The 23,563-nt window shown below is 46.7% G+C and carries 22 protein-coding genes and 1 tRNA gene; 15 read left to right on the top strand and 8 right to left on the bottom strand.

Features of this window, described 5'->3' with window-relative positions:
* The first annotated feature begins 150 nt into the window (after positions 1 to 150).
* The gene (locus Q1A41_RS19065; protein ID WP_299982365.1) at positions 151 to 1,410 is read left to right on the top strand and encodes a 6-phosphofructokinase; all 1,260 of its coding nucleotides are present in this window, start codon (positions 151 to 153) and stop codon (positions 1,408 to 1,410) included.
* Positions 1,411 to 1,454: 44 nt separating this feature from the next.
* On the opposite strand, the gene msrA is transcribed toward Q1A41_RS19065, so the two are convergent.
* Positions 1,455 to 2,099 (bottom strand): peptide-methionine (S)-S-oxide reductase MsrA, encoded by a 645-nt coding sequence (gene msrA / locus Q1A41_RS19060; protein WP_299982362.1) that lies wholly within the window; start codon positions 2,097 to 2,099, stop codon positions 1,455 to 1,457.
* 243 nt (positions 2,100 to 2,342) lie between these two features.
* Here msrA and ppa point away from each other — a divergent pair, with 243 nt between their 5' ends.
* Entirely contained in the window at positions 2,343 to 2,879 is a 537-nt protein-coding gene (gene ppa, locus Q1A41_RS19055; protein WP_299776182.1) for an inorganic diphosphatase, read from the top strand.
* A 158-nt stretch (positions 2,880 to 3,037) separates the two neighbouring features.
* Positions 3,038 to 3,112: transfer RNA gene (locus Q1A41_RS19050), tRNA-Asn, on the top strand.
* A gap of 92 nt (positions 3,113 to 3,204) precedes the next feature.
* Here the strand turns inward: Q1A41_RS19050 and Q1A41_RS19045 are convergent.
* From Q1A41_RS19045 to Q1A41_RS19035, 3 genes are all read right to left on the bottom strand, one after another.
* Complete coding sequence (locus Q1A41_RS19045) at positions 3,205 to 3,966, bottom strand: hypothetical protein (protein WP_299982359.1); 762 nt, start codon at positions 3,964 to 3,966, stop codon at positions 3,205 to 3,207.
* Positions 3,967 to 4,040: 74 nt separating this feature from the next.
* Positions 4,041 to 4,844 (bottom strand): serine O-acetyltransferase, encoded by an 804-nt coding sequence (gene cysE / locus Q1A41_RS19040; protein ID WP_299982356.1) that lies wholly within the window; start codon positions 4,842 to 4,844, stop codon positions 4,041 to 4,043.
* Positions 4,845 to 4,873: 29 nt separating this feature from the next.
* On the bottom strand, positions 4,874 to 5,527 hold the full coding sequence (locus tag Q1A41_RS19035; protein WP_299982354.1) for an HAD family hydrolase: 654 nt from the start codon (positions 5,525 to 5,527) through the stop codon (positions 4,874 to 4,876).
* A 198-nt stretch (positions 5,528 to 5,725) separates the two neighbouring features.
* On the opposite strand from Q1A41_RS19035, the gene Q1A41_RS19030 reads away from it, so the two are divergent.
* The 3 genes from Q1A41_RS19030 to Q1A41_RS19020 all read left to right on the top strand — a co-directional run bounded on the left by Q1A41_RS19030 (position 5,726) and on the right by Q1A41_RS19020 (position 7,619).
* Positions 5,726 to 6,013, top strand: a complete 288-nt coding sequence (locus tag Q1A41_RS19030; RefSeq protein ID WP_299982351.1) for a TfoX/Sxy family protein — start codon at positions 5,726 to 5,728, stop codon at positions 6,011 to 6,013.
* Between the two features lie 236 nt (positions 6,014 to 6,249).
* Positions 6,250 to 6,588: a Rieske 2Fe-2S domain-containing protein gene (locus Q1A41_RS19025; RefSeq protein WP_299982348.1), complete on the top strand. Its 339-nt coding sequence runs from the start codon at positions 6,250 to 6,252 to the stop codon at positions 6,586 to 6,588.
* A gap of 131 nt (positions 6,589 to 6,719) precedes the next feature.
* Complete coding sequence (locus tag Q1A41_RS19020; RefSeq protein ID WP_299982345.1) at positions 6,720 to 7,619, top strand: hypothetical protein; 900 nt, start codon at positions 6,720 to 6,722, stop codon at positions 7,617 to 7,619.
* Between the two features lie 26 nt (positions 7,620 to 7,645).
* Here the strand turns inward: Q1A41_RS19020 and sfsA are convergent, their stop codons facing one another.
* On the bottom strand, positions 7,646 to 8,356 hold the full coding sequence (gene sfsA, locus Q1A41_RS19015) for a DNA/RNA nuclease SfsA (RefSeq protein WP_299982342.1): 711 nt from the start codon (positions 8,354 to 8,356) through the stop codon (positions 7,646 to 7,648).
* A 220-nt stretch (positions 8,357 to 8,576) separates the two neighbouring features.
* Here sfsA and dksA point away from each other — a divergent pair, with 220 nt between their 5' ends.
* The 9 genes from dksA (at position 8,577) to panB (ending at position 18,706) form a co-directional block, all read left to right on the top strand.
* Entirely contained in the window at positions 8,577 to 9,023 is a 447-nt protein-coding gene (dksA, locus tag Q1A41_RS19010; RefSeq protein ID WP_299982339.1) for an RNA polymerase-binding protein DksA, read from the top strand.
* Positions 9,024 to 9,059: 36 nt separating this feature from the next.
* A complete protein-coding gene (gluQRS, locus tag Q1A41_RS19005; protein ID WP_299982336.1) occupies positions 9,060 to 9,941 on the top strand; it encodes a tRNA glutamyl-Q(34) synthetase GluQRS in 882 nt (293 codons plus the stop codon).
* 117 nt (positions 9,942 to 10,058) lie between these two features.
* Positions 10,059 to 10,238, top strand: a complete 180-nt coding sequence (locus tag Q1A41_RS19000) for a hypothetical protein (RefSeq protein ID WP_299982333.1) — start codon at positions 10,059 to 10,061, stop codon at positions 10,236 to 10,238.
* Positions 10,235 to 13,162: an ATP-binding protein gene (locus tag Q1A41_RS18995; protein ID WP_299982331.1), complete on the top strand. Its 2,928-nt coding sequence runs from the start codon at positions 10,235 to 10,237 to the stop codon at positions 13,160 to 13,162. Before Q1A41_RS19000 ends, Q1A41_RS18995 begins: the two co-directional genes overlap by 4 nt.
* Positions 13,163 to 13,242: 80 nt before the next feature.
* Positions 13,243 to 14,637 (top strand): sigma-54 dependent transcriptional regulator, encoded by a 1,395-nt coding sequence (locus tag Q1A41_RS18990; RefSeq protein ID WP_299982328.1) that lies wholly within the window; start codon positions 13,243 to 13,245, stop codon positions 14,635 to 14,637.
* A 717-nt stretch (positions 14,638 to 15,354) separates the two neighbouring features.
* The gene (pcnB, locus tag Q1A41_RS18985) at positions 15,355 to 16,710 is read left to right on the top strand and encodes a polynucleotide adenylyltransferase PcnB (protein WP_299982325.1); all 1,356 of its coding nucleotides are present in this window, start codon (positions 15,355 to 15,357) and stop codon (positions 16,708 to 16,710) included.
* Complete coding sequence (folK, locus tag Q1A41_RS18980) at positions 16,707 to 17,204, top strand: 2-amino-4-hydroxy-6-hydroxymethyldihydropteridine diphosphokinase (protein ID WP_299982323.1); 498 nt, start codon at positions 16,707 to 16,709, stop codon at positions 17,202 to 17,204. Before pcnB ends, folK begins: the two co-directional genes overlap by 4 nt.
* Positions 17,201 to 17,857, top strand: a complete 657-nt coding sequence (locus Q1A41_RS18975; RefSeq protein WP_299982320.1) for a deoxynucleoside kinase — start codon at positions 17,201 to 17,203, stop codon at positions 17,855 to 17,857. Before folK ends, Q1A41_RS18975 begins: the two co-directional genes overlap by 4 nt.
* A gap of 21 nt (positions 17,858 to 17,878) precedes the next feature.
* Positions 17,879 to 18,706 (top strand): 3-methyl-2-oxobutanoate hydroxymethyltransferase, encoded by an 828-nt coding sequence (gene panB / locus Q1A41_RS18970; RefSeq protein ID WP_299982318.1) that lies wholly within the window; start codon positions 17,879 to 17,881, stop codon positions 18,704 to 18,706.
* Positions 18,707 to 18,736: 30 nt separating this feature from the next.
* Here panB and Q1A41_RS18965 read toward each other — a convergent pair whose 3' ends face one another.
* The 3 genes from Q1A41_RS18965 to pnp all read right to left on the bottom strand — a co-directional run bounded on the left by Q1A41_RS18965 (position 18,737) and on the right by pnp (position 23,456).
* Entirely contained in the window at positions 18,737 to 20,656 is a 1,920-nt protein-coding gene (locus Q1A41_RS18965) for an SPOR domain-containing protein (protein WP_299982315.1), read from the bottom strand.
* A 124-nt stretch (positions 20,657 to 20,780) separates the two neighbouring features.
* A complete protein-coding gene (locus tag Q1A41_RS18960; RefSeq protein ID WP_299982312.1) occupies positions 20,781 to 21,134 on the bottom strand; it encodes an SPOR domain-containing protein in 354 nt (117 codons plus the stop codon).
* Between the two features lie 189 nt (positions 21,135 to 21,323).
* Entirely contained in the window at positions 21,324 to 23,456 is a 2,133-nt protein-coding gene (pnp, locus tag Q1A41_RS18955) for a polyribonucleotide nucleotidyltransferase (RefSeq protein WP_299982309.1), read from the bottom strand.
* Between the last annotated feature and the right edge of the window lie 107 nt (positions 23,457 to 23,563).

The raw sequence follows: 23,563 nt of genomic DNA, 5'->3' as shown, positions 1-23,563 counted from the left end.
AAAGGCCTAGAATAGACAGCCTAAATCGATGCAATTGTGATCAGTTTACAGTATGATGCGCGCCACTGAGCACGCTGACTGGCCTGCCAGTTCCACAGGACGATGTATCTGCTCCATATTTTTCACTAAAAACGAGTCTGAGAGAAGCTAATGGCTAAAAAGAATGCCTTTTATGCCCAATCTGGCGGTGTAACCGCTGTCATCAACGCCAGTGCCTGCGGGGTTATCGAAACTGCCCGCGCCAGCAAACAAATAGGAAAGGTGTACGCAGGACATAATGGAATTATTGGAGCCCTGCGAGAAGAGCTGATCGATACCAGCAAAGAAAGTGCAAAAACTATCGCAGCCTTGCGCCACACCCCTTCAGGTGCCTTTGGATCTTGCCGCTACAAACTTAAAAGCGTGGAAGAAAACCGCGCGGAGTATGAACGCCTAATCGAAGTATTCAAGGCTCATAATATTGGATATTTTTTCTATAACGGCGGTGGCGACTCAGCCGATACTTGCTTAAAAATTTCCCAACTTTCAAAAACCATGGGCTATCCAATTCAGGCTATTCATGTACCTAAAACAGTGGACAATGACCTGCCGATTACCGATAACAGCCCAGGCTTCGGCTCTGTTGCAAAATACGTTTCAGTATCGATCAAAGAAGCAGGCCTAGATGTCGCCTCTATGTGCGAAAGCTCTACCAAAGTGTTCATCATGGAAGTTATGGGCCGCCATGCAGGTTGGATTGCTGCTGCCGGTGGTCTTGCCGCCGATGAAGAAGGCGACGCCCCACACATTATCTTGTTCCCGGAAATTGCGTTCAACAAAGAGAAGTTTTTAAAGAAAGTAAAACAGTGCGTTAAGAAATTTGGCTTCTGCGCAATTGTTGCTTCTGAAGGAGCGCAGTACAAAGACGGCACTTTCTTAGCAGATGCTGGCACAACTGATGCATTTGGCCACAAGCAGTTAGGCGGCGTGGCACCGACTCTTGCCAATATGGTTAAAGAAGAACTTGGTTACAAATATCACTGGGCACTGGCTGACTATTTGCAGCGCGCTGCTCGTCATATTGCTTCTGGCACTGACGTTGAACAGGCTTATGCCGTAGGCCAGGCCGCTGTAGAAATGGCTTTAGCTGGCAAGAACGCCGTTATGCCAGCCATTATTCGCGGCAAAGGCAAAAAATATAAGTGGAGCATTGGTGAAGCACCATTAGATCAAGTAGCTAATGTTGAGAAAATGATGCCTCGCAACTACATCAGTAAAGATGGCTTTGGTATCAGCGAAGCAGGACGTGATTACCTGTTACCGCTGATTCAGGGCGAAGACTTGCCACCATTCAAAAACGGCTTGCCTCAGTACGCCAAGCTGAAAAAAGTCATGGTAGACAAGAAGCTTAAGAAAAAATTTAAGGTTTAAACCTTAAGCAACAATAAAAAAAGGCGGCCACTTGGCCGCCTTTTTTATTTCTTAGTCTTTTGCGCTGGCCCCCAAACGGCCTCTAAACGTGCATCTCGACCACAGCGGTAGCGATAGTAGTTATAGCGCACCGGGTTCCTTTGATAATAGTCTTGGTGATAATCTTCAGCTGCGTAAAAAGGGCTGGCTTTGGTGATTTCAACAACGATTTTCTCACCGTTTGCCAAAGCAGTCTTCAACTCTCCTGACTGCAGTTTGGCAAGGCTTTGCTCTGCCTTTGCTTTTTGCTGCTCGCTGTGAAAGAAAATACCCGGGCGATATTGACTACCCTTGTCGCAAAACTGCCCTCTGCCATCAAAAGGATCCACATTACGCCAAAATACTGCCAATAACTCCTCAAAGCTGACCTTTTGCGGGTCAAACTTAATTTCTACCGCTTCGGTATGACCGGTTGTGCCCGCTGAAACTTCACGATAACTGGGTTTGTGCTTATGGCCACCTATATAACCTGAGACCGTACTATGAACCCCTTCAATTTCATCGAAGGGCTTTTCCATACACCAAAAACAGCCACCGGCAAATGTTGCCGACGACAACTCCGCTGCTGAGCTACTTAGTGCTGCCAAAGTGGCACCCATAGCTATTAGCCACGCCGATAAATTCGCAATTGGATTTCGCTTACTGAACATATCTACCCCTACCTCATTGAGCCCCGTAATATAATGATCTAGGCGGCAATGTACCCCTTTCGACCAATAATGTTATCCAAAAATTCTCACATGTTTGTATTGCCTTAGGCTTGGCAAGTAAATTCCCCCCCTGTGATTAAACCTTAATCTATATAGCCACAGCCCGCGCTGGACGTATATAATTCGCCACCAACTTATTTATGCTCCAACCATTGGGGCCAAACCAACCAGTAGAGTAGCATCATGAGCTTCGACAAGATCCCAGCTGGCAATGATTTGCCTAACGACATCAATGTAGTCATTGAGATCCCTGCTAACGCAGACCCTATTAAATACGAAATTGAAAAAGACGCCGACGCCGTCTTTGTCGACCGCTTTGTTGCAACCCCAATGTTTTACCCTGCCAACTACGGCTACATTCCTGCCACCCTCTCTGAAGATGGCGATCCGCTGGACGTACTAGTAGTAAGCCCTTACCCAGTAATGCCTGGCGCTGTCATCCGTAGCCGCCCTATTGGCGTACTCAACATGACTGACGAGTCTGGTCCAGATGCTAAGTTATTAGCTGTACCCCATAGCAAGTTGACCAAGCTATACGAAGATGTAAACGAAATTGGTGACCTTCCAGAACTGCTAATCAAGCAGATTGAGCATTACTTTGAAAACTACAAAGCGCTTGAGCCTGAGAAGTGGGTTAAAGTGGACGGCTGGGCCGATGCGGACGCCGCTCGCAAGGAAATCATGGATTCACGCGAGCGCCACTTGGCCCAAGAAAAGTAAGTTTTTTGCTTTTGACTCAGTGACTTAGTATCAAAGCCGCCCATCTTGTACAAACAATCGGCGGCCTTGAAAAAAAATCACGGAATTGAAAAAAAAAGCTTTTCAAAAGCCATCATTGTGGTAATATGCGCGCCGCTGTCAACGAAGACAGACGTAAATCCGGCATAGCTCAGCGGTAGAGCAGTAGACTGTTAATCTATTGGTCCCTGGTTCGATCCCAGGTGCCGGAGCCATACAAGCCCAATCGGGCAACAAAAAAGGCCATCCTAGGATGGCCTTTTTTTATGGGTATTCACAAGCTAAACAATTGGGGCTAACCCTCTAGCTAGCGCTCAGCCAATTGAATAGCTGACAAATCAAAATTCAATGGCGCCGATTCCTCTTTTTGCTCTGCCAAGTTTTCACCAACAGGGGCCAACTCAATATCGGCAGGGGCTTCCATTTCCGGCACCGGCAAAGGGCGCTCCGACTCATCAAGCAAGTCCTCACCAGCTTCCGCCAAACTAATACCACTTAAATCAATACCGATAGGCGGAACCTGCTGCTGAATCTCACCCTGATCTAAAAGATTACCTTGCATAGGTCTCAAATCAGCCTCAACTGGATGTATCTCCACCACCACATCATCTTCGCGATACCGATCCGCAAGCAAATCACTACCAACAGGGGCCAATACCAAGCCTTCCTCCAAGGCGGTCTCTTGCCGAGCCTGTACCTTTGGAGCGAAAGCTAAAGTGCCGCTAGGCTCTTGCAAGCCAGCTCCACGGTTCTGTTCAGCGAGCCTTTGCGCCAAACTCGGTTTATTGGACGACTTCTTATCATGAGCCGAATTAATAGGGGTGGGTGGAGTTTTGCTAAGCTCCTGAACCTCTACTTGCGCACCAGCTTGCTGCAGAGCTTCTGTATAGCGATCAGCCTCAAGCTTTGGGAGGTTTTTCTTGATCACTACAGGCCTACCAGAGAACAAGCGCTCAAGTTGAGCATCGTTCACCTTAAAAAGCTTACCGAGACGCAACTTAACATCCGAGATATTGTGCCCCAGCACAATATCTCCACGAAAAACTAAGTTGTATCGTTCGTTTGACATAAACACCCTAGGGCTTAACCCTTATTATCCTTATGCGACATAATGTCTTTTATTAAAGCTAGACCCTTCTAGCATTACTCGCAACAATCATCTAACTGTTGATCCATATCCAGCGCTGGACGACCAGATGACGCACCTACCGGTTTAGCGGGCACACCGGCAACTGTTGTGTGGGCCTTTACAGAAGATAGAACCACACTCCCCGCACCAATCTTAGCCTGCCTACCAATACAGATATTACCTAAGACTTTTGAACCTGCGCTGATTAACACACCCTCGCAAACCGTGGGATGGCGTTTCCCACCCTGACAACCAGACCCACCAAGGGTTACCGAATGCAACATAGAAACATTATTGTGAATTACCGCGGTTTCGCCGATCACAACGCCAGTAGCATGATCGATCATAATACCCTGGCCAATTGCAGCCGCAGGATGTATATCAACGCCAAATTCTTGCGATATTTGATTTTGGAAATACAGCGCCAATGCCCGTCGATCACTTCGCCACAAATAGTTGGCTACACGATATGATTGCAGAGCCTGGAAGCCTTTGTAATACAGAAAAGGCATTAAATACTGATCGCAGGCAGGATCGCGCTCAAAGTAGGCCTTCATATCAGCAACCGCGGCCGAAATCATTTGCGGCTCTTGGCAATAGGCTGCTGAAATTACCTCCCGCAACATCATCGCCGGTACCGCATGGGAGTCCAACTTGTTCGCCAAGTGAAAACTTAATGAAGCTGGCAAATCTTGATGATTCAAGACTGAACCATGATAGTAACTAGCCAAACAAGGCTCAGCTTCGCTCGCAGATTGAGCTTCTAACAGTAGTTGGGACCAGATCTGGCTGGCTTCGGAGGTTGCCTCTGCCGTCATTTTTTCACCATATTCAGCCAATTAGCTGATTAGACCATTTTTAGTAACTGCGGGAGTTGCTCCATTTGGCAAAACTGATAAACCCCTGAAAGCTCTAATAGCTTTTGATTGCGCAAACCAAGACCTTCCGGGTCAAAGAAAAAAACCCTCATCCCAGCCGCGATGGCCGCTTCAACCCCCGCCTGTGAATCTTCGATAACCACACAATCTTCAACAGCTACAGCCTGCTGCTGTGCGGCATGCAAAAAAATATCGGGGGCAGGCTTTCCATTAGCCACATCTACCGCACTGTAAATTCGACCTTCAAAGCGATCCCACAAGCCGGTTTTGCCAAGCGTAACCTTCATTTTTCCATGGCTGCCACCTGAGGCAATACAGGTTTGCCAACCGGAGCGCTCTATTTCGTCAATTGCCGGCACCACACCCTCAATAAGCTGTAGCTCTGACTTAAATCGATTAAATGTGTCTTCCTGCATAGACACTAAAAAATGCTCGGGGATAGGGCCGCCTAACATCTCAATCAATTGCTTCATGCAGCTTTTCATCGAGTAACCCTTAAAACGATTAAAGCATTCTTGCGCACTGACGTTTAACTCTAGCTTCTGTAGGTGTTCCGCAAATACTTCTGCGGCGATGGTTTCACTATCTACCAATACACCATCACAATCGAAAATAACCATCATCAACTCAAACCCAAAATAATGTCATTAGATCAATCTAATAGAACAAAACAGCCATTGACACCTGAATCAACAAAAACAAGGCTTAGCTGCATAAAATTTGCTCTTAGGGCGTTAGGATGTATTATAACGCTTAGCTTTCTCCATTAAGACCCGCCGGGTTATTAACAATAAGTATAACGAAAATGGGAATCTAGCCTTATGTCCGACCGCGATAGTGAGCTACTTGAGCTCAAAAATCTAGGGATTGCTACGGTCAATATCCTCAACGCTATTGGCGTACACTCACGCCACGAACTACAGTGCATGGGGCCGGTGCAGGCCTATGTTCGCATTAAACAGCGTGGCATCCACGTATCTAAAGTTATGCTTTATGCCCTACAAGGCGCTCTGGATGACAAGCATTGGAATGAGCTGAGCCAAGAGACCAAAGACCAACTGGTTCAGGATGCCGACGACCTTGCTGCCGGCGAAAGCGCTGCTCAATAAGCCTCACCTCACAAATAAACTAGGCGTTAAGATTACAGGGTGACCCCCTCTAATAGACACCAAACAATAATTATTCCCATTAACTATTGACATGATAATGAACATCATTATTATTTGAGTTGTTGAGTGGCAACACCCAACTTGAAGCGGCTTTTCGAGTCACTTCTCCTTATCAGGCTAATCACGGTTGTCGGCTACCTTCGGGTAGCCGTTTTTTTATGTGTTAAAGTGTCGAAATGACAACTGACAAACAATGGCACAACCTTCCGTTTAACCCAGAAGACATCGCTGAAGGACACAGCAAAGGCTTCCAGTTAAATCAGCAAGCTTATTTTCTAGTGAAAAAACATGGCCAGATTTACGGCTATAAAAATAGCTGCCCGCACTTACAGATAAACCTTGAATGGAAACAAGACAGCTTTCTCGATTTCGATAAGAGCCTAATTCAGTGCTCCAGTCATGGAGCATTGTTCAATATCAAAGACGGAAAATGCGTATCTGGCCCCTGCATAGGACAAAGCCTAATACCATTAAAGTTAAGAAAATCAAAGCCTAACTGGCAGGCCAAAGCTTAACTTGAATATAAGGCCGATACCCACTAAGCATTTTTGAGTATTTACCCCATAAGCAAACAAGATCTACAATGACTTTAGTGTAAAGAGACACGCAACCAAGCCTAGGACAGGGCCCGTAAGAGGTATCAAGGATGTCAAATCAAACGCAACGACCAAGCCCTTCGAGCTTTATCGGGCAAGCACGCAGCCAACTCAAACAAGAGCTCTCAGACCAACTGCTTGCTTTTATTGCACAACACAGACCCGCTGCGCCCGCAAAAAGCAATGTCTGGATTGAAGAGTGCAAGCGAGACTTACAGTTAATGCTGCGCTCCAGCCGTGCCCGTAAAGCCTACTTGCCACCTTGGCCCCTTGTTTTGATCCAAATGCAAAACAAAGGGCAAAAAGAGCAGCTGCACACGCTAAACGATTATCTAGTGCAAGAGCTACTGAACAGTAACCCAAAGTGCAAACTGTCTGCATTGGACGAACAACAAGTCAACGATTGCAGCATCGACACTCAGGCCAGTAAAATGTTGCTACCTGCATTAAAAGCAAGCTTTCAGGCTAGCCGAGAGGTGGCCCCCCAGCTGCACCAACACTACTGGCTTTATCTAAACTTTAATTTGAGCATCGGGCGCCATCTTGCCTTGCATAAACTTGGTCATTCATTCACTGTAAATTTAATAAGCTGCATGCAACTGGCCGGCGCTATCTGTTGCTTACGATACTTAGCCACAGCCCTGCGAAAGCGGCCAGACCAGTCCGATGCTATCGAATGGCTCGCTTACAATAGCCTAGAAAATATAGCCCCAGAGCTGTCCCAAAAAATCGCCAAAGATTGGCAGCTAAGCGAAGAGATTTGTCAGTCCTTAAGCACTGCAGCCGCACCTGAATCCCTATTAAGCAAAACCCTTGAAGATTGCGAAATCGCCAGCTGCAGCTGTCTACTATTCAATCAGGAAATAATCAGCGAAGAAGCTGCAACACACTATTTAAGGCAGTGGCAGCTCCCCACTCAACTGCTAAGACAGTTCGCCCCTCGAAAGTAACGGCAGCACCTAAACCTAAACTAAACCTAAACCCAGCACAGCGCTTTCCCGCTTAGCGCAATCAACTGATCGTCAAAATGGACAGAGTAGGCCAGCACCTCTACACCAGCCGCCCGAGCTTTCACTAAGCTCTCTGCATATTTGGGGTCAATATCACTGGCGACGGATATTCGCTCTGCGGCGCTATGCTGCACACAAAAAAATAATATGGCCCGCGCGCCCGACTTAACTATAGCTTCAAGCTCTTCGAGATGTTCGCGCCCACGTTTTGTGACGGCGTCCGGAAATTCAACCAAGCCCAGCTGCCTCATTAAAGTCATGCTTTTTACTTCAATGTAACAGGGCCTAGAGTCTTTTTCTGAATCCTCAAGCAGGAAATCTAATCGCTTACCGCTGGGCAAACGTACTTCTCGGCGACAGCTTTTATAGTGTTCTAAAGAAGTAATTAGGCCCGCTGATAAGGCTTCTTCCAAAAGCATATTTGCACGAGCGCTATTTACCCCAATAAGGTGCCCCGCGCTATTCTCGGCAATTTCCCAAGTATGGGCATATTTTCGCTTTGGGTTATCAGAAGTGGAATACCACACCCTACCACCTTCCACCATACAGTTTGTCATAGAACCGGTATTTGGGCAGTGTATGGTTAATTTTTCGCCATCAGGGCCGATAACGTCTGCTAGGAATCGCTTGTAACGCCGAATTAACTGTCCCTGGATAAGCGGCGGAGAAAATAACATATCAAAGACTCTATAGTTTCGGAGCAAGATAGTTTAACGTTGATGTTATGACAGCGGTATCCGTCAAGGTGATACGCGCCAAGAAAACATTGATTAGGCTAAAAATTACTGGCACCTGTGAATGACTTCTGGTAGCTTGCACCGTTCGATTTAGGGACCCTTGAATTAAGGAAAACAGCCCCAACATGCGGGACTGTAGAAATAAGTAGAGGCGCATAATATGCCCAGCAATAAAAAAGAGGCCGCAGCAGGCTTCACCTTGAGAGGATTCGAGCCTTACCAAGTGAAGAAAGGCGAAGAATACATGAATGATGCTCAAATGGAGCACTTCAAAGGCCTGCTGTTAGCGTGGAAAACCGAACTCATGGAAGAAGTTGACCGCACCATGAGCCATATGAAAGATGAGGCAGCTAATTTTCCTGACCCGGCCGACCGCGCCAGCCAGGAAGAAGAGTTCAGCCTTGAGCTGCGCACTCGTGACCGCGAACGTAAGCTGATCAAAAAGATCGACTCGACTATGGAGCGAATCGAAAATGACGACTACGGTTTTTGTGATGCCTGTGGCGTTGAAATCGGCATTCGTCGCCTAGAAGCTCGTCCAACTGCCACCTTGTGTGTTGATTGTAAGACACTCGACGAGATCAAAGAAAAGCAGATCGGCGGCTAAGCCCGTTTGGCGCGGCACAAAGCCGCGCCACTTCACATGTCTATTCCCTACATTGGCCGATTCGCGCCGTCACCTACCGGCCCCTTACACATGGGCTCTTTGCTTGCTGCATTAGCGAGCTTCTTAGATGCACGCTCGCAACAGGGCAAATGGCTGATCAGAATTGAAGACTTAGACCCACCACGAGAGCAAGTCGGCGCGACAGACTCAATTTTACGATCCTTGGAAGCTCACGGCCTTCTGCACGATGGCGACATTTGCTTTCAAAGCCAACGCCACGAGCGCTACCTTGAAGTTTTGGAACAACTGCTAAAGCTTAATGCCATATTTCCCTGTCAATGCTCACGCCAAGAGCTGGCAGCAAATAAAGGAATTCATAACGGCCGATGCCACAGCGACAAAGTAGAGCTGCCAAGCCCAGGCTGGGCTTGGCGAGCCGCGACCCAAGCTATCAACCTGCAATTTGAGGACAGCCTTAAAGGCATTCAAAGGCAGGCTTTGGCTGAGGAGGTTGGCGATTTTGTACTGCTGCGCAAAGACGGTTTATTTGCCTACCAACTCGCGGTGGTGGTCGATGATATAGATTTTAATATAAGTCATATTGTGCGCGGCGAAGACTTACTGAGCTCCACAGCTCGGCAGATTTATCTTTATGAGCTGCTTAACTGCACTCCTGTTAAATATTCCCACCTCCCCTTAATCATGAATTCTCAAGGTCAAAAGCTTAGCAAGCAAAATCACGCCCCTGAAATTCAATCTAGCCTAGCACCCGAAAATATTTATTTCTGCTTACAATTACTGGGACAGAAGCCCTTAGCCGAGCTCAGAGGCGCTTCATGTGAAGAATTGCTGCAATGGGGGATCGAAAACTGGAACCTAAAAGACATCCCTGCCAGCCTACCTAGGCCAGCGAGTTAAGCTGATGACAGCAATGCTGCTAATACGTTTAAAAACGATAAGGCTTCCAGTAAGATCCAATAATGGCCTAGAGCAAAAGCTGTAACAAACCGCAACCTAGTAACGAGCGCGAACAATATGAATAACCAACAAACATTGATCGCCGTGCTCATTATTGCCTATGTCTTTTCGCCTACTCTACTAAATTGGATGATCAACCCCGAGGGAAGCTGGCTGAGACCGTACATCATTTGGTTTTTTATGATCATTGCAGCGGTATTTGTTTACCAACCATGGCGTAAAGACGACCAATCATGACCCTATCAGAAACTTTGGTAATAGCGGCTACCGCAACATATTTGCTCTCTTTTTTAGCTATCCTTTTAATTGCAGGAAAGTTTCGCTGGCTACGGCGTTTAAGCCAGCACCCAGCAACACAAACTTTAGCTCTAGGTGTGTTCGCTAGCGCCTGGAGCTTATATGGCTCAAGCCAGTTAGCTTTAGAGTACGGCTATGGAGCGTTTGCCTACTACCTAGGGACGGGAACCTTATTTCTATTTGCGCCACTAGCCTTAGCCCCTCTGGCCGAATTATGTAGACGTTATCAATTACAATCCCTTGCCGATTTATTGGTTTTTAGATATCACAGTAATAGCGCAGGGCAACTGGCAACCCTCTTTCTCGCACTCGCACTCATGCCCTTACTGGCAGCGCAATTGCAAAGCCTATCACTGAGTTACGAGCTTATAACCCATGGAAATCATTACACTGAAGATAGCCTACACAGTAACGATTTTGCGACATTAGGTTTCGCCGCCATAGTGTTAACTATCAGTCTTATTGCTGCCAGCAAACAACATTATTCTCGACTGCCTTTAATACTGGCGGCCGATACAATCGTTAAAATCTTTGCATTCAACGCCATCGGGCTGCTTGCTATCTTTGCGGTTTTTGGCGGCTTCGATCAGCTTGATAAATGGTTAGTAGAACACCCAGAAAACGTCAACCTTCTGTACTCGCCGTTGCGAGAAACATCATCGCACACACTGTTACTTGTTTTTATTGCCAGCTCTTTAATCACCCCCAACCTCTTTCACAGCGCGGTCATTCAGCAGCCTAAAAGCAACATCAAAAGAATTTTACCCTGGGCCTTCCCTACTCTTTTACTGCTTTTTGCGTTCCCTATTTTCCCAGTGCTTTGGGCGGGTTTTGAAAGAGGCGTATTAACGCAGCCAGAATTCTTTGCTTTGGGGCTTCCCATTTCCATGGAGCGACCAGTATGGACACTCATCATGTTTATCGCTGGCGCATCAGCATCAGCAACGGCATTGATCACCATATTAATCAGTCTTAGTACGATGGTCGTTAATCACTGCCTACTTCCGATAACAGGCGTTCGCCGTGGCAGTGGGCTCAGTAAACAACTGAAAAGACTTCAGCAAATTGCTATTTGCTGCTTAATGGTTACGACCCTTGGGCTTTATAGTTTGTGGCAAGGTCAACACAGCTTAACTGAACTAGCGTTGTTGAGTTTTATTGCTGGCGCACAATTTGTACCTGGGTTAATCGCCATCAGTTATTGGCCTAGTGGCAATCGCCAAGGGTTTTTAGCAGGGCTTAGTGCCGGAGCCGCTATTTGGCTTTTAGGCTTGGCCATACCTACGTTATTTAACATTAAAAGTATTAATTTGGGTTACGGCCCGCACCTTCAACTGGGCTTAGAACACTGGGATACGGTGGCACTATTATCGCTTACCATCAATAGTTTGATTTTTGCTTGGGTATCTTATCGCAGCCAGGCAACAGCAGAAGAGGTTTATAGTGCAGAACTTTGTGCCGAAAACGAGTTAAGCCAACCTAAGCGTAGTAGCCTGGATGTTTTTTCTGTTAGCGATGTCGAACGACGCTTAAGCTCAGCTCTCGGCAGCCAACCAAGTAGAGAGGCCATTAGCAAAGCCCTAAGCCAACTTAAACTTGATGAAAATGAACGCCGCCCTTACGCACTCAGACGTTTGCGAGATCAGCTTGAAGCCAATTTGAGTGGTATTTTAGGTGTCAATATGGCGCAAGAAATTATCAGTAAATTTATCCCCCTACGCAAACACAAAGGCTCATCGACAGACGTCACCTTTATGGAAGAAAGGCTGGATCAAAATCAAAATAAGCTAGTCGGTCTACCCGCCGAATTAAACAATTTGCGACTCTATCACCGCCAAACACTACAAGAGCTTCCTATGGCAGTGTGCTCTATCGGTCAAGATTTAGAGGTTGTGCTGTGGAACAAAGCGATGGGGCATTTAACTCGTTTAGCTGGAGAAAAAATTAGCGGCTCCCATCTAAACGAACTTCCACCGCCTTGGGGCCCAATTATTAGAAACTTTTATCACAGCGCAGCAACCCACTGGGCCAATCAAGAAGTAGAAATTGATGGCCAGCCGCACTGGATCAGCCTACATGTGGCAAAAGTTCAAACCCCAATGGAAGGCCGCGCCCAAGGCACTGTAATTTTACTGGAAGATGTCACCGAAACTCACCGACTTGAGCAGGAGCTCATGCATAATGAACGCCTAGCATCTGTGGGGCGTTTAGCGGCTGGGGTCGCCCATGAAATTGGCAACCCGGTAACAGGCATTGCCTGCCTAGCGCAAAACCTGCGCTATGAGACGGAGCCTGAAGATACCCAAGAAACCGTTGAGCAGATTCTCTCTCAAACTGATCGCATTACCCGAATAGTACAGTCACTGGTTAATTTCTCCCACACAGGTAAAAGCGATCAAAGCCAACTTCAAAGGATTCAGATTCGTGAGTGTGTCACCGAGGCCATCCACCTACTAGAATTACACCCCGAGAAGCAGCAAATACAGTTCATAAATAATGTTTCCGATCAGCTGCAAATACTGGGCGATAGTCAACGCTTAATTCAGGTGTTTATTAATCTACTAAGTAACGCCAGAGACGTAAGTCCTGCTGGGGCTAAGGTCACTGTGGCAGCAGAACCATCAAATGAGCAATTGATACTGAGGGTAACGGATCAAGGCCCTGGGGTGCCCGAGGCGATAATGGAGCGTATTCTCGAGCCATTTTTCACCACCAAAGACCCCGGAGAAGGCACCGGCCTAGGCCTCGCAATGGTTTATAGCATTATGGAAGAGCATTCAGGCAGCATTGAGATACGCAACCTGGGCCTTAAAGAAAGCCCATCAGGCGCACAATTCATCTTAAAATTCCCCCTTAAGCCTTGAAACTGTGTGCCATGGAGGTAACACTATGCCTCCTCCGAAAAAGTAACAGTAACACTGATCAATTGGTGAGCAGCTAAGCTATGAGCAACATTTTGATTGTGGAAGATGAAGCCATTATCCGGACCGCCTTGCGCAAGCTATTAGAGCGCCACAAATATACTGTCAGTGAGGCCAGTTCGGTTAAAGAAGCTACCACCAAGTATAAGCTCGCTAATTTCGAATTGATCATTAGTGATTTACGCCTGCCTGGGGGGCCAGGGACTGACCTCATTCAGCTCGCGGGTGATATCCCAGTATTGATTATGACCAGCTATGCCAGCCTGCGCTCCGCCGTTGACTCCATGCGCATGGGCGCCGTTGATTATATTGCTAAACCTTTTGATCACGACGAAATGCTTGCCTCGGTGCGCAGAGCTATAGGCAAAGCCAATGCAGCGGCAAAAGCTCTTAATCAATCTAAATCCTCTAGCCAAGCTATAGCAGGCATGATTGGCAGTAGCCAGGTCATGAAAAACCTTTACAACCGCATACACAAAGTTGCGCCCACAGGAGCAACCGTATTGGTTCACGGCGAAACAGGTACTGGAAAAGAGCTCGCCGCAAAAGCTATTCATCAAGAAAGTCCTCGCGCCCAAAGCCCATTGATTAGCGTAAATTGTGCTGCGATCCCCGAAACCCTGATTGAATCCGAACTGTTTGGCCACGAAAAAGGCGCATTTACTGGCGCAGACAGCCATCGTGAAGGGCTTATTGCTGCCGCAGATGGCGGCACTTTGTTTTTAGATGAAATTGGCGAGCTACCACTCGAAGCCCAGGCAAGACTGCTACGTGTGCTACAAGAAGGAGAGGTACGCCCTATTGGCTCTATCCACTCTCAAAAAGTAGATGTTCGCCTAGTTGCTGCCACGCACCGTGATCTCAGAAGGCTTTCCGATGAAGGGCGCTTTCGCCAGGACTTATACTTCCGCATTAACGTTGTTCAACTGGATCTACCGCCCCTAAGAGAGCGAGGCAAGGATGTAATTTCATTAGCTGAGCACATGCTGGCGCGCTATTGCGAAGCCTTTAAGAAGCCTGCTTTACGCCTAAGCCCCGAAGCGATACAAGCCATAACAACCTATACTTGGCCTGGTAACGTTCGTGAAATGGAAAACGCCATGCAACGTAGCGTCATATTGTGCGAAGACGACAAGGAAATCTCTCACGATCTTTTAGGTATCGACCTTGATTTAGTAGAAATAGATGATCCGACTGACATTCAGATAATTCAATCGACATTAAGACCCCGCAAGCCGACTCAGGAGCCGGCAGAGGACCTTTCCCTAGAAGACTACTTCCAGCGCTTCGTCTTAGAACACCAAGATACCATGAGCGAAACAGAGCTCGCGCGTAAGCTCGGAGTCAGTCGAAAGTGTTTATGGGAGCGGCGCCAACGCTTGGGAATTCCACGCAAGAAAACCAACCAAGCAAAATAGCAAACCCACTTCAAGCTACAACTTAAGTGCCAAGCCCATGGAGGGCTGGCATACAATTGACCAAAAAGTTCCCCCCCTTGACCCAAAGTGTTACCCGCACGCGCTACGACGTAACAACTGACGAGAGATTCGGTAACGAATTCGAGTAGCAAACAATCTATTTTTTTCAAGTAATTTCTATAAGTCATTGATTTAAAACAATTTTTCAACATTGGCACACTAAATGCTTTTATAGTCGCCAAATAACAACAACAAATAATAAAAATAAATCAACAGACACAATAATAATAACGATACTTAATATGCATGGTTAATGCGTAGTGATTACGGTAGTGAACATATTGATGCTGCTGACCTCTAAAAATAAGCACAACAACAAAAAATAACAATAACAAGCGTAAAACTGACTGACTGCACTGGACAGGGTTTGCCAGAAAAGCAAGTTGCTAATGGGGGCAAGGACTCGCCCCGCTAATAACAATAACGAGGTATTCGTTAGTACAAGTTACCACCTTGCTTGAACGGGAAGCTTTATGCTTCCCGTTTTGCTATCCCCAATTTATGTTCTCCAGTGCTGCTACCTTTATACCCTTAAATGGGCCTATTCACATAACCGTGTTACACTTCGCCCCATTCTAAAAACGCAATACCTAGCCTGCCCAAAAGAGCGGCCTTTATTGCCTTACTGAGCCGAGAACCAGGCCCTGCCCTACTAATATGTTTACACGCGTTATTCGTTCAATTAATAGCTTGTTTAAGTCTTCTAGCCAGTATGTATACCCGCAAGAAGCTAAAATTATTCCTCGTGATCAGCACAGCATTTCACGTAAGCGCATTAGCCGTAGTGCTATCAAAGTGATGAAAGTGCTCAATGAAGCAGGATTCGAAGCCTATTTGGTTGGCGGAGGGGTGCGCGACACCTTACTGGGAGGTAACCCTAAGGATTTTGATGTTGCCACCAATGCGACCCCTGAACAGGTAAGAAAGCTGTTTAGAAGCGCCCGAATAATAGGTAGACGGTTTAAAATTGTACATGTACGTTTTGGCCGGGAAATCATCGAAGTTACCACATTTAGAGCTAATCATGACAGCGCCTCTAATAGCGCTGAATCGCGCCAATCGAAAGAAGGGATGCTGCTACGAGACAATGTCTTTGGCGACCTGCGTTCAGACGCCCTTCGCCGCGACTTTACCGTTAATGCTCTGTATTACTCTCTAGATGGATTTAGCATCCACGACTACACCAACGGCGTTAGCGATCTCGATAATAAGCTTATCCGCATGATTGGCGATCCCAAAACCCGCTACCAAGAAGACCCTGTACGTCTATTACGTGCTGCCAGATTTGCCGCCAAATTAAGTTTTGATATCGAGCAACATACTGCTGCGCCTATCAAACAAATGGCTCCCCTTTTAGAAAATATCTCTTCTGCGCGCCTATTTGACGAGTGTCTAAAGTTATTCCTTGGCGGGAACGCCCAGGCGACCTTAGACAAACTAAGAGAATATGAACTGCTTGCGCCTTTGTTTCCTGCCACTTCGGCAAGATTGGATCGTAACGAGGGTTTTGATCAAGCCTTATTAAAGCTGGTCATGCAGAACACTGATCGCAGACTGGCCAATGAACAAAGAGTGACCCCGGCTTTTATTCTTGCAGCTTTATTGTGGGGGCCACTACAAGATGCCCTCGCACAGCAGGATCCTAAAAATCCGCCAGCCATGCGAATGCACAAAGCCGCTCAAAAAGTTATTGATGCACAACTAAAGCACACTGCAATTCCTAAACGTTTTTTGATTACCATGAGGGAGATCTGGGACCTACAAGGCCGCCTACCCTTACGCTCCGGAAAACGAGCTGTACGCTTGATGGAGCATCAACGCTTTCGCGCAGCCTACGACTTTCTGCTGTTACGAGAGCAGACAGGAGAAGACTGCCAAGGTCTAGGCAAATGGTGGACCGAATTCCAAGACGCCGATGAGTCAAAGCAAGAAGAAATGCTAGCCGCACTACCCAAGGGAAAGCGACCGCGCAGAAAAAGACGCAAGTCAAACAGCAAAGAAGCCTCCTCATGACTGAGGCCTTTATCGGGCTAGGTGCAAACCAAGGCGATGTATTGGCTACCCTTAAGAGCGCTTTAGAACTAATCGGCTCTCAAGAGCAATGCCAATTACTTGCTTGCTCTAGTTTCTATCGCAGCAAAGCATTAACTCTAGATGACGAGCCTCAAGAAGATTATCTTAATGCGGTATGCAAAATAAAAACCCAGCTTGAAGCTCATCAATTATTGGACTCCTTACAATCCATAGAAACAAAACTCGGGCGGATACGTCACAAACGCTGGGGGGCACGAACCATCGACTTGGACATTTTGATTTTCGGCCCACAGCAAATCAACAGTGACAGGCTGAACGTGCCTCACCCACAAATAGTCAATAGAAACTTTGTCATGCAGCCACTATTAGAGCTGGACGATAACTTAAAGATTCCCACAATTGATTCTTTAAAAACATCGGCAAAGGCTTTAGGCTGGGAGGGCTTAAAGCGTCTGACAGAGGAAGCACAATGAGTCATGCAGAGGGCTTATCACGCCGTTTGATCGCAATTGAAGGACCAATTGGAGTCGGGAAGACCGCCTTTGCCAGTAAGCTGGCTCAACATATCGGCGCCAGCACCCTTTTGGACAATACTCAGAACAACCCTTTTCTAGCTCGATTCTATAGCGACCCCAAATCGCTAGCTTTGCAAACCCAATTATTTTTTCTTTTTGAACGAATTCGACAACTAGAAGGCCTGCAACAAAATGACTTATTTGCAGGTAACACGGTATGCGATTTTTTAATCGATAAAGACCAGCTCTTTGCTCATGTTGTTCTTGATGAAGACGAGTTAAAAATCTACCAACAAGTGTTTAGCCACTTAAAATTCAAGGCTCCTAGTGCTGACTTGGTCGTGGTGCTACAAGCCCCCGCTGAAGTTTTAATGGAACGTATTAACCTGCGCGCAGTAGAGCAAGAACAGAGCATCAGCCTTGAATATTTACAACGCCTTAATGAGGCCTACACGCAATTTTTTCATCACTATCAGTCATCACCTCTTCTGCTCGTTAATGCTAGCGAGATTGATTTAATCAATAATGAAGAGCACTTTTTAGAGCTACTTGAGTACATGCAAAACATTAACTCGGGTCGACATTATTACAATCCCAACCCTGCGATTTAATTCACTGCTAAGGAGTCAATCATGCCTTACGCCAGCCCACATGCCGAAAGCAAACTTACTACGGCTGTGACCACTACTACACTGCGTAAAATGAAAGCTGAGGGTGAGAAATTTATTACCGTTGCCCTCTACGATGCACCCATGTCTGCAATGGCGCAACGATGTGGCGTGGAAGTGTTACTTGTTGGCGACAGCCTAGGAATGACCGTTCTAGGCTATGACAGCACAGTGCCAGTAACCATGGAACAGATGATTTACCATGTTGAGGCCGTAAAAAGAGGCAATGACAAATCCCTAATCATGGGCGACATGCCCTTTATGACCTATGCCACTCCAGAGCAAGCCATGATGAACGCAACTCGCATCATGCAGGCCGGCGCTCATATGGTAAAAATTGAAGGTGGCGAATGGCTTGCCCCGACTGTAAAAATGCTCGGCGAGCGAGGCATTCCTGTATGCGCACACCTAGGCTTAACCCCCCAATCCGTTAACAAACTTGGCGGCTTTAAAATACAAGGGCGTGATGACAAGCAGGCGGAAACTATTTTACGCGATGCAAAACTACTCGATGAAGCTGGAGCAGATTTACTCGTTTTAGAATGCGTTCCTAGTGAACTTGCCAAACGAGTTACCGAAGCGGTTTCCATGCCTGTCATCGGAATTGGTGCTGGGCGTGATACTGACGCTCAAGTTTTAGTAATTAATGACATTCTGGGCTTAACGGAAAAACCACCAAAGTTTTCCAAGAATTTTTTAATTGAGGCGGGCGACATCCCTAGCGCTCTAAACAAATATGCCGCCGATGTAAAAGCAAAGATATTCCCTGCCGACGAGCACTGTTTTAGCTAGTAACAACTACTCTGTAATGACTGTTGCCCCCTAGATACTACAGGGGGGCAACAATTCTCCTTTTAATCTCACCACATAACCGTCAAGCTTTGCCTCAAAGCCCCGTAGATATTGGCGGGCACTTTCGAACTCTAAAAATTTCCCAGAGTAAACCGCCAATTGCCCATTGCGGCGAACTCGGCATAACGGATCGAGGTCTTGATTATGCTTTACGAAACGACCTTCATTTATTGGCCCCCTAAATGTCGCCAATTGAACCGTATAAAACACTTGATCTGCTGCCGGTTGCCAATGGTTATCCAATCTGCCATTAGCTAAAATTTCTTCGCGCCCTTCAGCGGGGCCAGTGACGTTAGCAATAGCCACTTGCCCAGGCTGGTTATCAGCTTGTCCTTTTAAACTGTCGGTAGATTGTGTTTTTGATGCAACAAGCTTTATATTCTGGCGCCTATAAAAAGCAGGCGTTTGTGTCGCCTCTTCTTCAATCACCGACGGATTACTTCTTTCTGGGTTTTTTTCCGGCGCTACCACATTTAACTGAACGACTGGATGACGAGGAGGTAAGCCTCCGCCCTTTTGGGCCAGCGCCTGACTTATTGAAGAATCCCCCAAGTTAATTTGAGCTAGACTCTGCAGCCCTGATACCCTTTGAGAGGAGCTGCTACTTTTTTCTTCCAAAGCTTTGGTAACCGGGCGCCCAGTTTGATCAGAGGCAAGAGCCGGCTTCGCCATCGAGCTTAGCTTATGCTTTCTAGCCGGTCGAGTTTTGGAATAGAGCACTATCTTGCCATCATCAGCACAGTCGAACATATCCTCCTCACTAAGCTTAAGCTCGTATGCACTTACCCCTTTCCCCTGTAAGCCTTGGATATAGCTTTTCAACTTATTACGACTATCAAACACACCACTATAGGCCACAAATTTACCGTTTCGCCTGGTGCGACAAATAAAGTCTACCTGTGCATTTTTATTAATAAACTGCAGGCGCTTTTCTTGGGAAGAAAAGCTTGCAATCTGCGCTGTAAAGTAGCTTTTTTGGTAAGGCAGCTGCACCGGCGACAGCTTAGCAATTGAGTCTGGATGCGAAAGCAATTTTAACTCTCGCCTACCATCACAACTAAACATGTCTTCCTGCTTAAGCCTTAAAACATACGCCCCTCTTATGCTGCTCGGTAAACTTTTTAAACGAGCCTGGGCTGCAGCTTCCGTTTCAAAAGCTCCACTATAAGCCGTGTAGCGGCCATTGCGCCGCTGTCGACAGAGTAACTCTTCAACGTTGCTTTGCGAAACAAAGTTTTTACGAGCTGTACGTTGTTCAAAACTGGCCAACTGAACGGTGTAATAGCTGGGCATTAGTTTTACATCACCTGCTGCCCCCATGTAATCTGAGGCTACAGCTTCTGAGGCATTTGGCTGTGATTTCTCTAATGGGTTTCTGTAGCTCTTATCACCATACATTTGCACAAGGCGAACACCAGGAACCTCACGGCTTTTATCGATTTGAACAACCGCAGGGCGCCAAGTACTGGGCTCTAGAACTCCCACCATGACAAGAGCCGCCATTGCATCCAAAGCTTCTTGCTGTTTTATAAACTCACCAATATAAACAAACGCCTGCTGCCCTGATAACTGGGTGCGATGAAAGACAGGCAGCTCTTCAGGAAGTTGGGGCATGGCATCCCCGGTGGTTAGCAATTGGATAGAATAACGCTGCCCGGCTTCAATTTGAGCTTCTACGGTGTCACTGTCACAGCGGTATTTTTTAAGTAAACCAGCGCTAAGGCAGAAGCTCTCATTAAAGTCTTCAGTATTGGCGCTATTGATAGACTGGCTTTCTGTTGTATCTAGCAGTTCATCCTCAACGGCCAAATCTACTGACTTTGGTGCTGCCTCTAATTGCCAGCTCCCCAACACCATTAAGAGGCCTAATATTCCCTTCCCTAAACCCATAAGCATTCCTATTTGTTCTAATTAGCTCTCATGCATCTTGATTCTACGTCACTTTAGGCTGCTTAACAGCCATAAGAAAGATTGAAAGAAGCGCTACAGTCTAATCAGTATAGTTAGCTTGCTCCTAGAGCAGCTGCTTGAGCCTCTCTTCGAGGTTTAGGCAAGGTTTTAAGCTGACATCATCCAATTTAACTATATAAGCGCCCAGTTTTTCCTGCCCTGGCAGATCAAACAAATGAGGGTGGGCATCTTTAAAACTCTCATAAACACCGTAATACACGACATAGGCATTTCGGCTGTTACGCCGGCAATAAAGCGGGTACTGCTGGTATTTATCAATCAGTTCAGCTCTTGCCGCTTCAGTACGATATGCCCCCAGCTGAATACTAAAGACGCGATCATATTGGGCCGCCTCAGACAAATTACTTTTCGCGGTGAATAAAGCCGCCAAAAGTAAAACAACAAACCTAGATATCACACTAACACCTTTATATATCTACTTCACCGAAGCATACCCTGCCTCTAATTTTAGGTGTCGTCCTTGAAATTAATTTTATATCACCACTGTGATACGAATGACTGCGCCTTGAGATCAGAACGCAAAAGTTTCTCGACAATAAAAAGCCCGCCAATGGCGGGCTTTTTAAAACAGCTATTGCTTTGCTAATTACTCAGCATCGCCCTCTACTGTTTCTGCACCATCGGCAGCAGCTGCATCAGCCGCCGCTTCTTTAATGGATAGCTTGATGCGGCCACGCTGATCTACATCAAGGCATTTAACCTTAACAATCTGACCTTCTTCAAGGTAATCAGTCACAGCGTTGACACGCTCTTCAGCGATTTGCGAAATGTGTACAAGGCCATCTTTACCCGGCAAGAAGTTAACAAACGCACCGAAATCAACGATACGAACAACTTTACCTTCATAGATCGTCCCAATTTCAGCTTCAGCTGTAATAGCCTGAATCTTATCAAGGGCTGCCTTTAAGGAGTCAGCGTCATCACTGTAAATCTTCACGGTACCGTCATCTTCGATATCGATAGATGCGCCGGTTTCCTCGGTTAGAGCACGGATAGTAGCACCGCCCTTACCGATGATGTCACGAATCTTATCTGGATCGATCTTGATGGTTTCAAAGCGTGGCGCGTTGTCGTTCACTTCTTCACGGGCGGTTTCAATAACCTTGTTCATTTCACCTAGAATGTGCAAACGCGCAGCCAGAGCCTGCTCTAAAGCAATGCTCATAATCTCTTCGGTGATACCTTCAATCTTGATATCCATCTGCAGAGCAGTAATACCTGAAGAAGTACCGGCTACTTTAAAGTCCATATCGCCTAAGTGATCTTCATCACCCAGGATATCGGTCAATACAGCAAAACCTTCATCTTCCTTTACAAGACCCATCGCGATACCTGCAACAGGAGCTTTAAGAGGAACACCAGCATCCATCAAAGCCAAGCTAGAACCACAAACAGAGGCCATGGAAGAAGAGCCATTTGATTCAGTAATCTCACTCACCACTCGCATGGTGTATGGGAAAGCCTCTTCAGATGGAAGTACTGCAGCGACACCACGACGTGCCAAACGACCATGACCGATCTCACGACGGCCAGTGCCACCCATACGGCCAGCCTCACCTACAGAATAAGGAGGGAAGTTATAGTGCAGCATGAAGTTATCACGATGCTCACCTTCTAAGGCATCAATAATTTGTGCGTCACGAGCAGAACCTAGTGTGCTCACAACCAAAGCTTGAGTCTCACCACGTGTAAACAAGGCTGAACCGTGAGCTTTTGGTAAAACACCCACTTCAACTTCGATCGCACGAACTGTCTTACTATCACGGCCATCGATACGAGGCTCGCCAGCTACTACTCGAGAGCGAACGGTTTTCTTCTCAAGCTTACTGAAGATTGAGCGAACTTCATCAGCACTAACACCAGCTTCATCATCCGCCAAGGTTTCAGCGGCTTGATCGCGTAATGCGCCCAATGCATTGTAACGTTCCATTTTATCCGTAATGCGGTAAGCATCACCGATACCAGCACCATAGTGCTCAGTAACTTTCGCAGTCAGCTCTTCATTAACAGCAGGAGCTGCCCACTCCCAAGTATCTTTACCAGCCTCAGCGGCAAGCTCTGCTACCGCTTGAATAACTGCCTGATACTCTTGGTGAGCATACAATACCGCGCCCAACATAATATCTTCAGGTAATTCAGCCGCTTCGGACTCAACCATCAATACCGCATCTTTGGTACCTGCTACAACCATGTCTAGCTCTGAAGCCGCAAGTGTTTCATAGCTTGGGTTTAGCAAATAGCCGCCAGTTTCAGAATAACCTACTCGTGCAGCACCAATTGGGCCGGCGAACGGAATTCCTGAAACAGCTAGGGCCGCTGAAGTACCAATCATCGCTGCGATATCTGGGTCAGTCTTTTTGTCAGTTGACATCACTGTACAAACAACCTGAACTTCGTTCATAAAGCCATTCGGGAATAGCGGACGAATTGGACGGTCGATTAAACGAGAGGTCAGGGTTTCTTTCTCAGAAGGACGACCTTCGCGCTTAAAGAAACCACCAGGAATCTTACCAGCGGCGTAAGCCTTCTCCATGTAGTGCACAGAAAGTGGGAAAAAGTCTTGGCCTTCACGAGCGCTTTTTGCACCTACAACGGTGGTCAATACGCTGGTTTCACCAATCGTTACCATTACCGCGCCGGTTGCCTGACGAGCAATACGGCCGGTTTCTAGGGTTACGGTCTCATTACCGTATTGGAATGTCTTGATTACTGGATTCACGACGTTTCCTTCTTTTATCTTCTATAATATCTTCTCTGCCCCCAGGCCCCATTGCCGGAGGGATTTATACATTTTGGGTGCAGCTTTAATAGACAGAAGTAAAAACT

It is taken from the genome of uncultured Pseudoteredinibacter sp. (genome assembly GCF_947502065.1).
In the GTDB taxonomy this organism is placed as follows: Bacteria; Pseudomonadota; Gammaproteobacteria; order Pseudomonadales; family Cellvibrionaceae; genus Pseudoteredinibacter.
The sequence above is the reverse complement of the archived record's forward strand: the minus strand, read 5'-3'. Positions and strand labels throughout refer to the sequence as shown.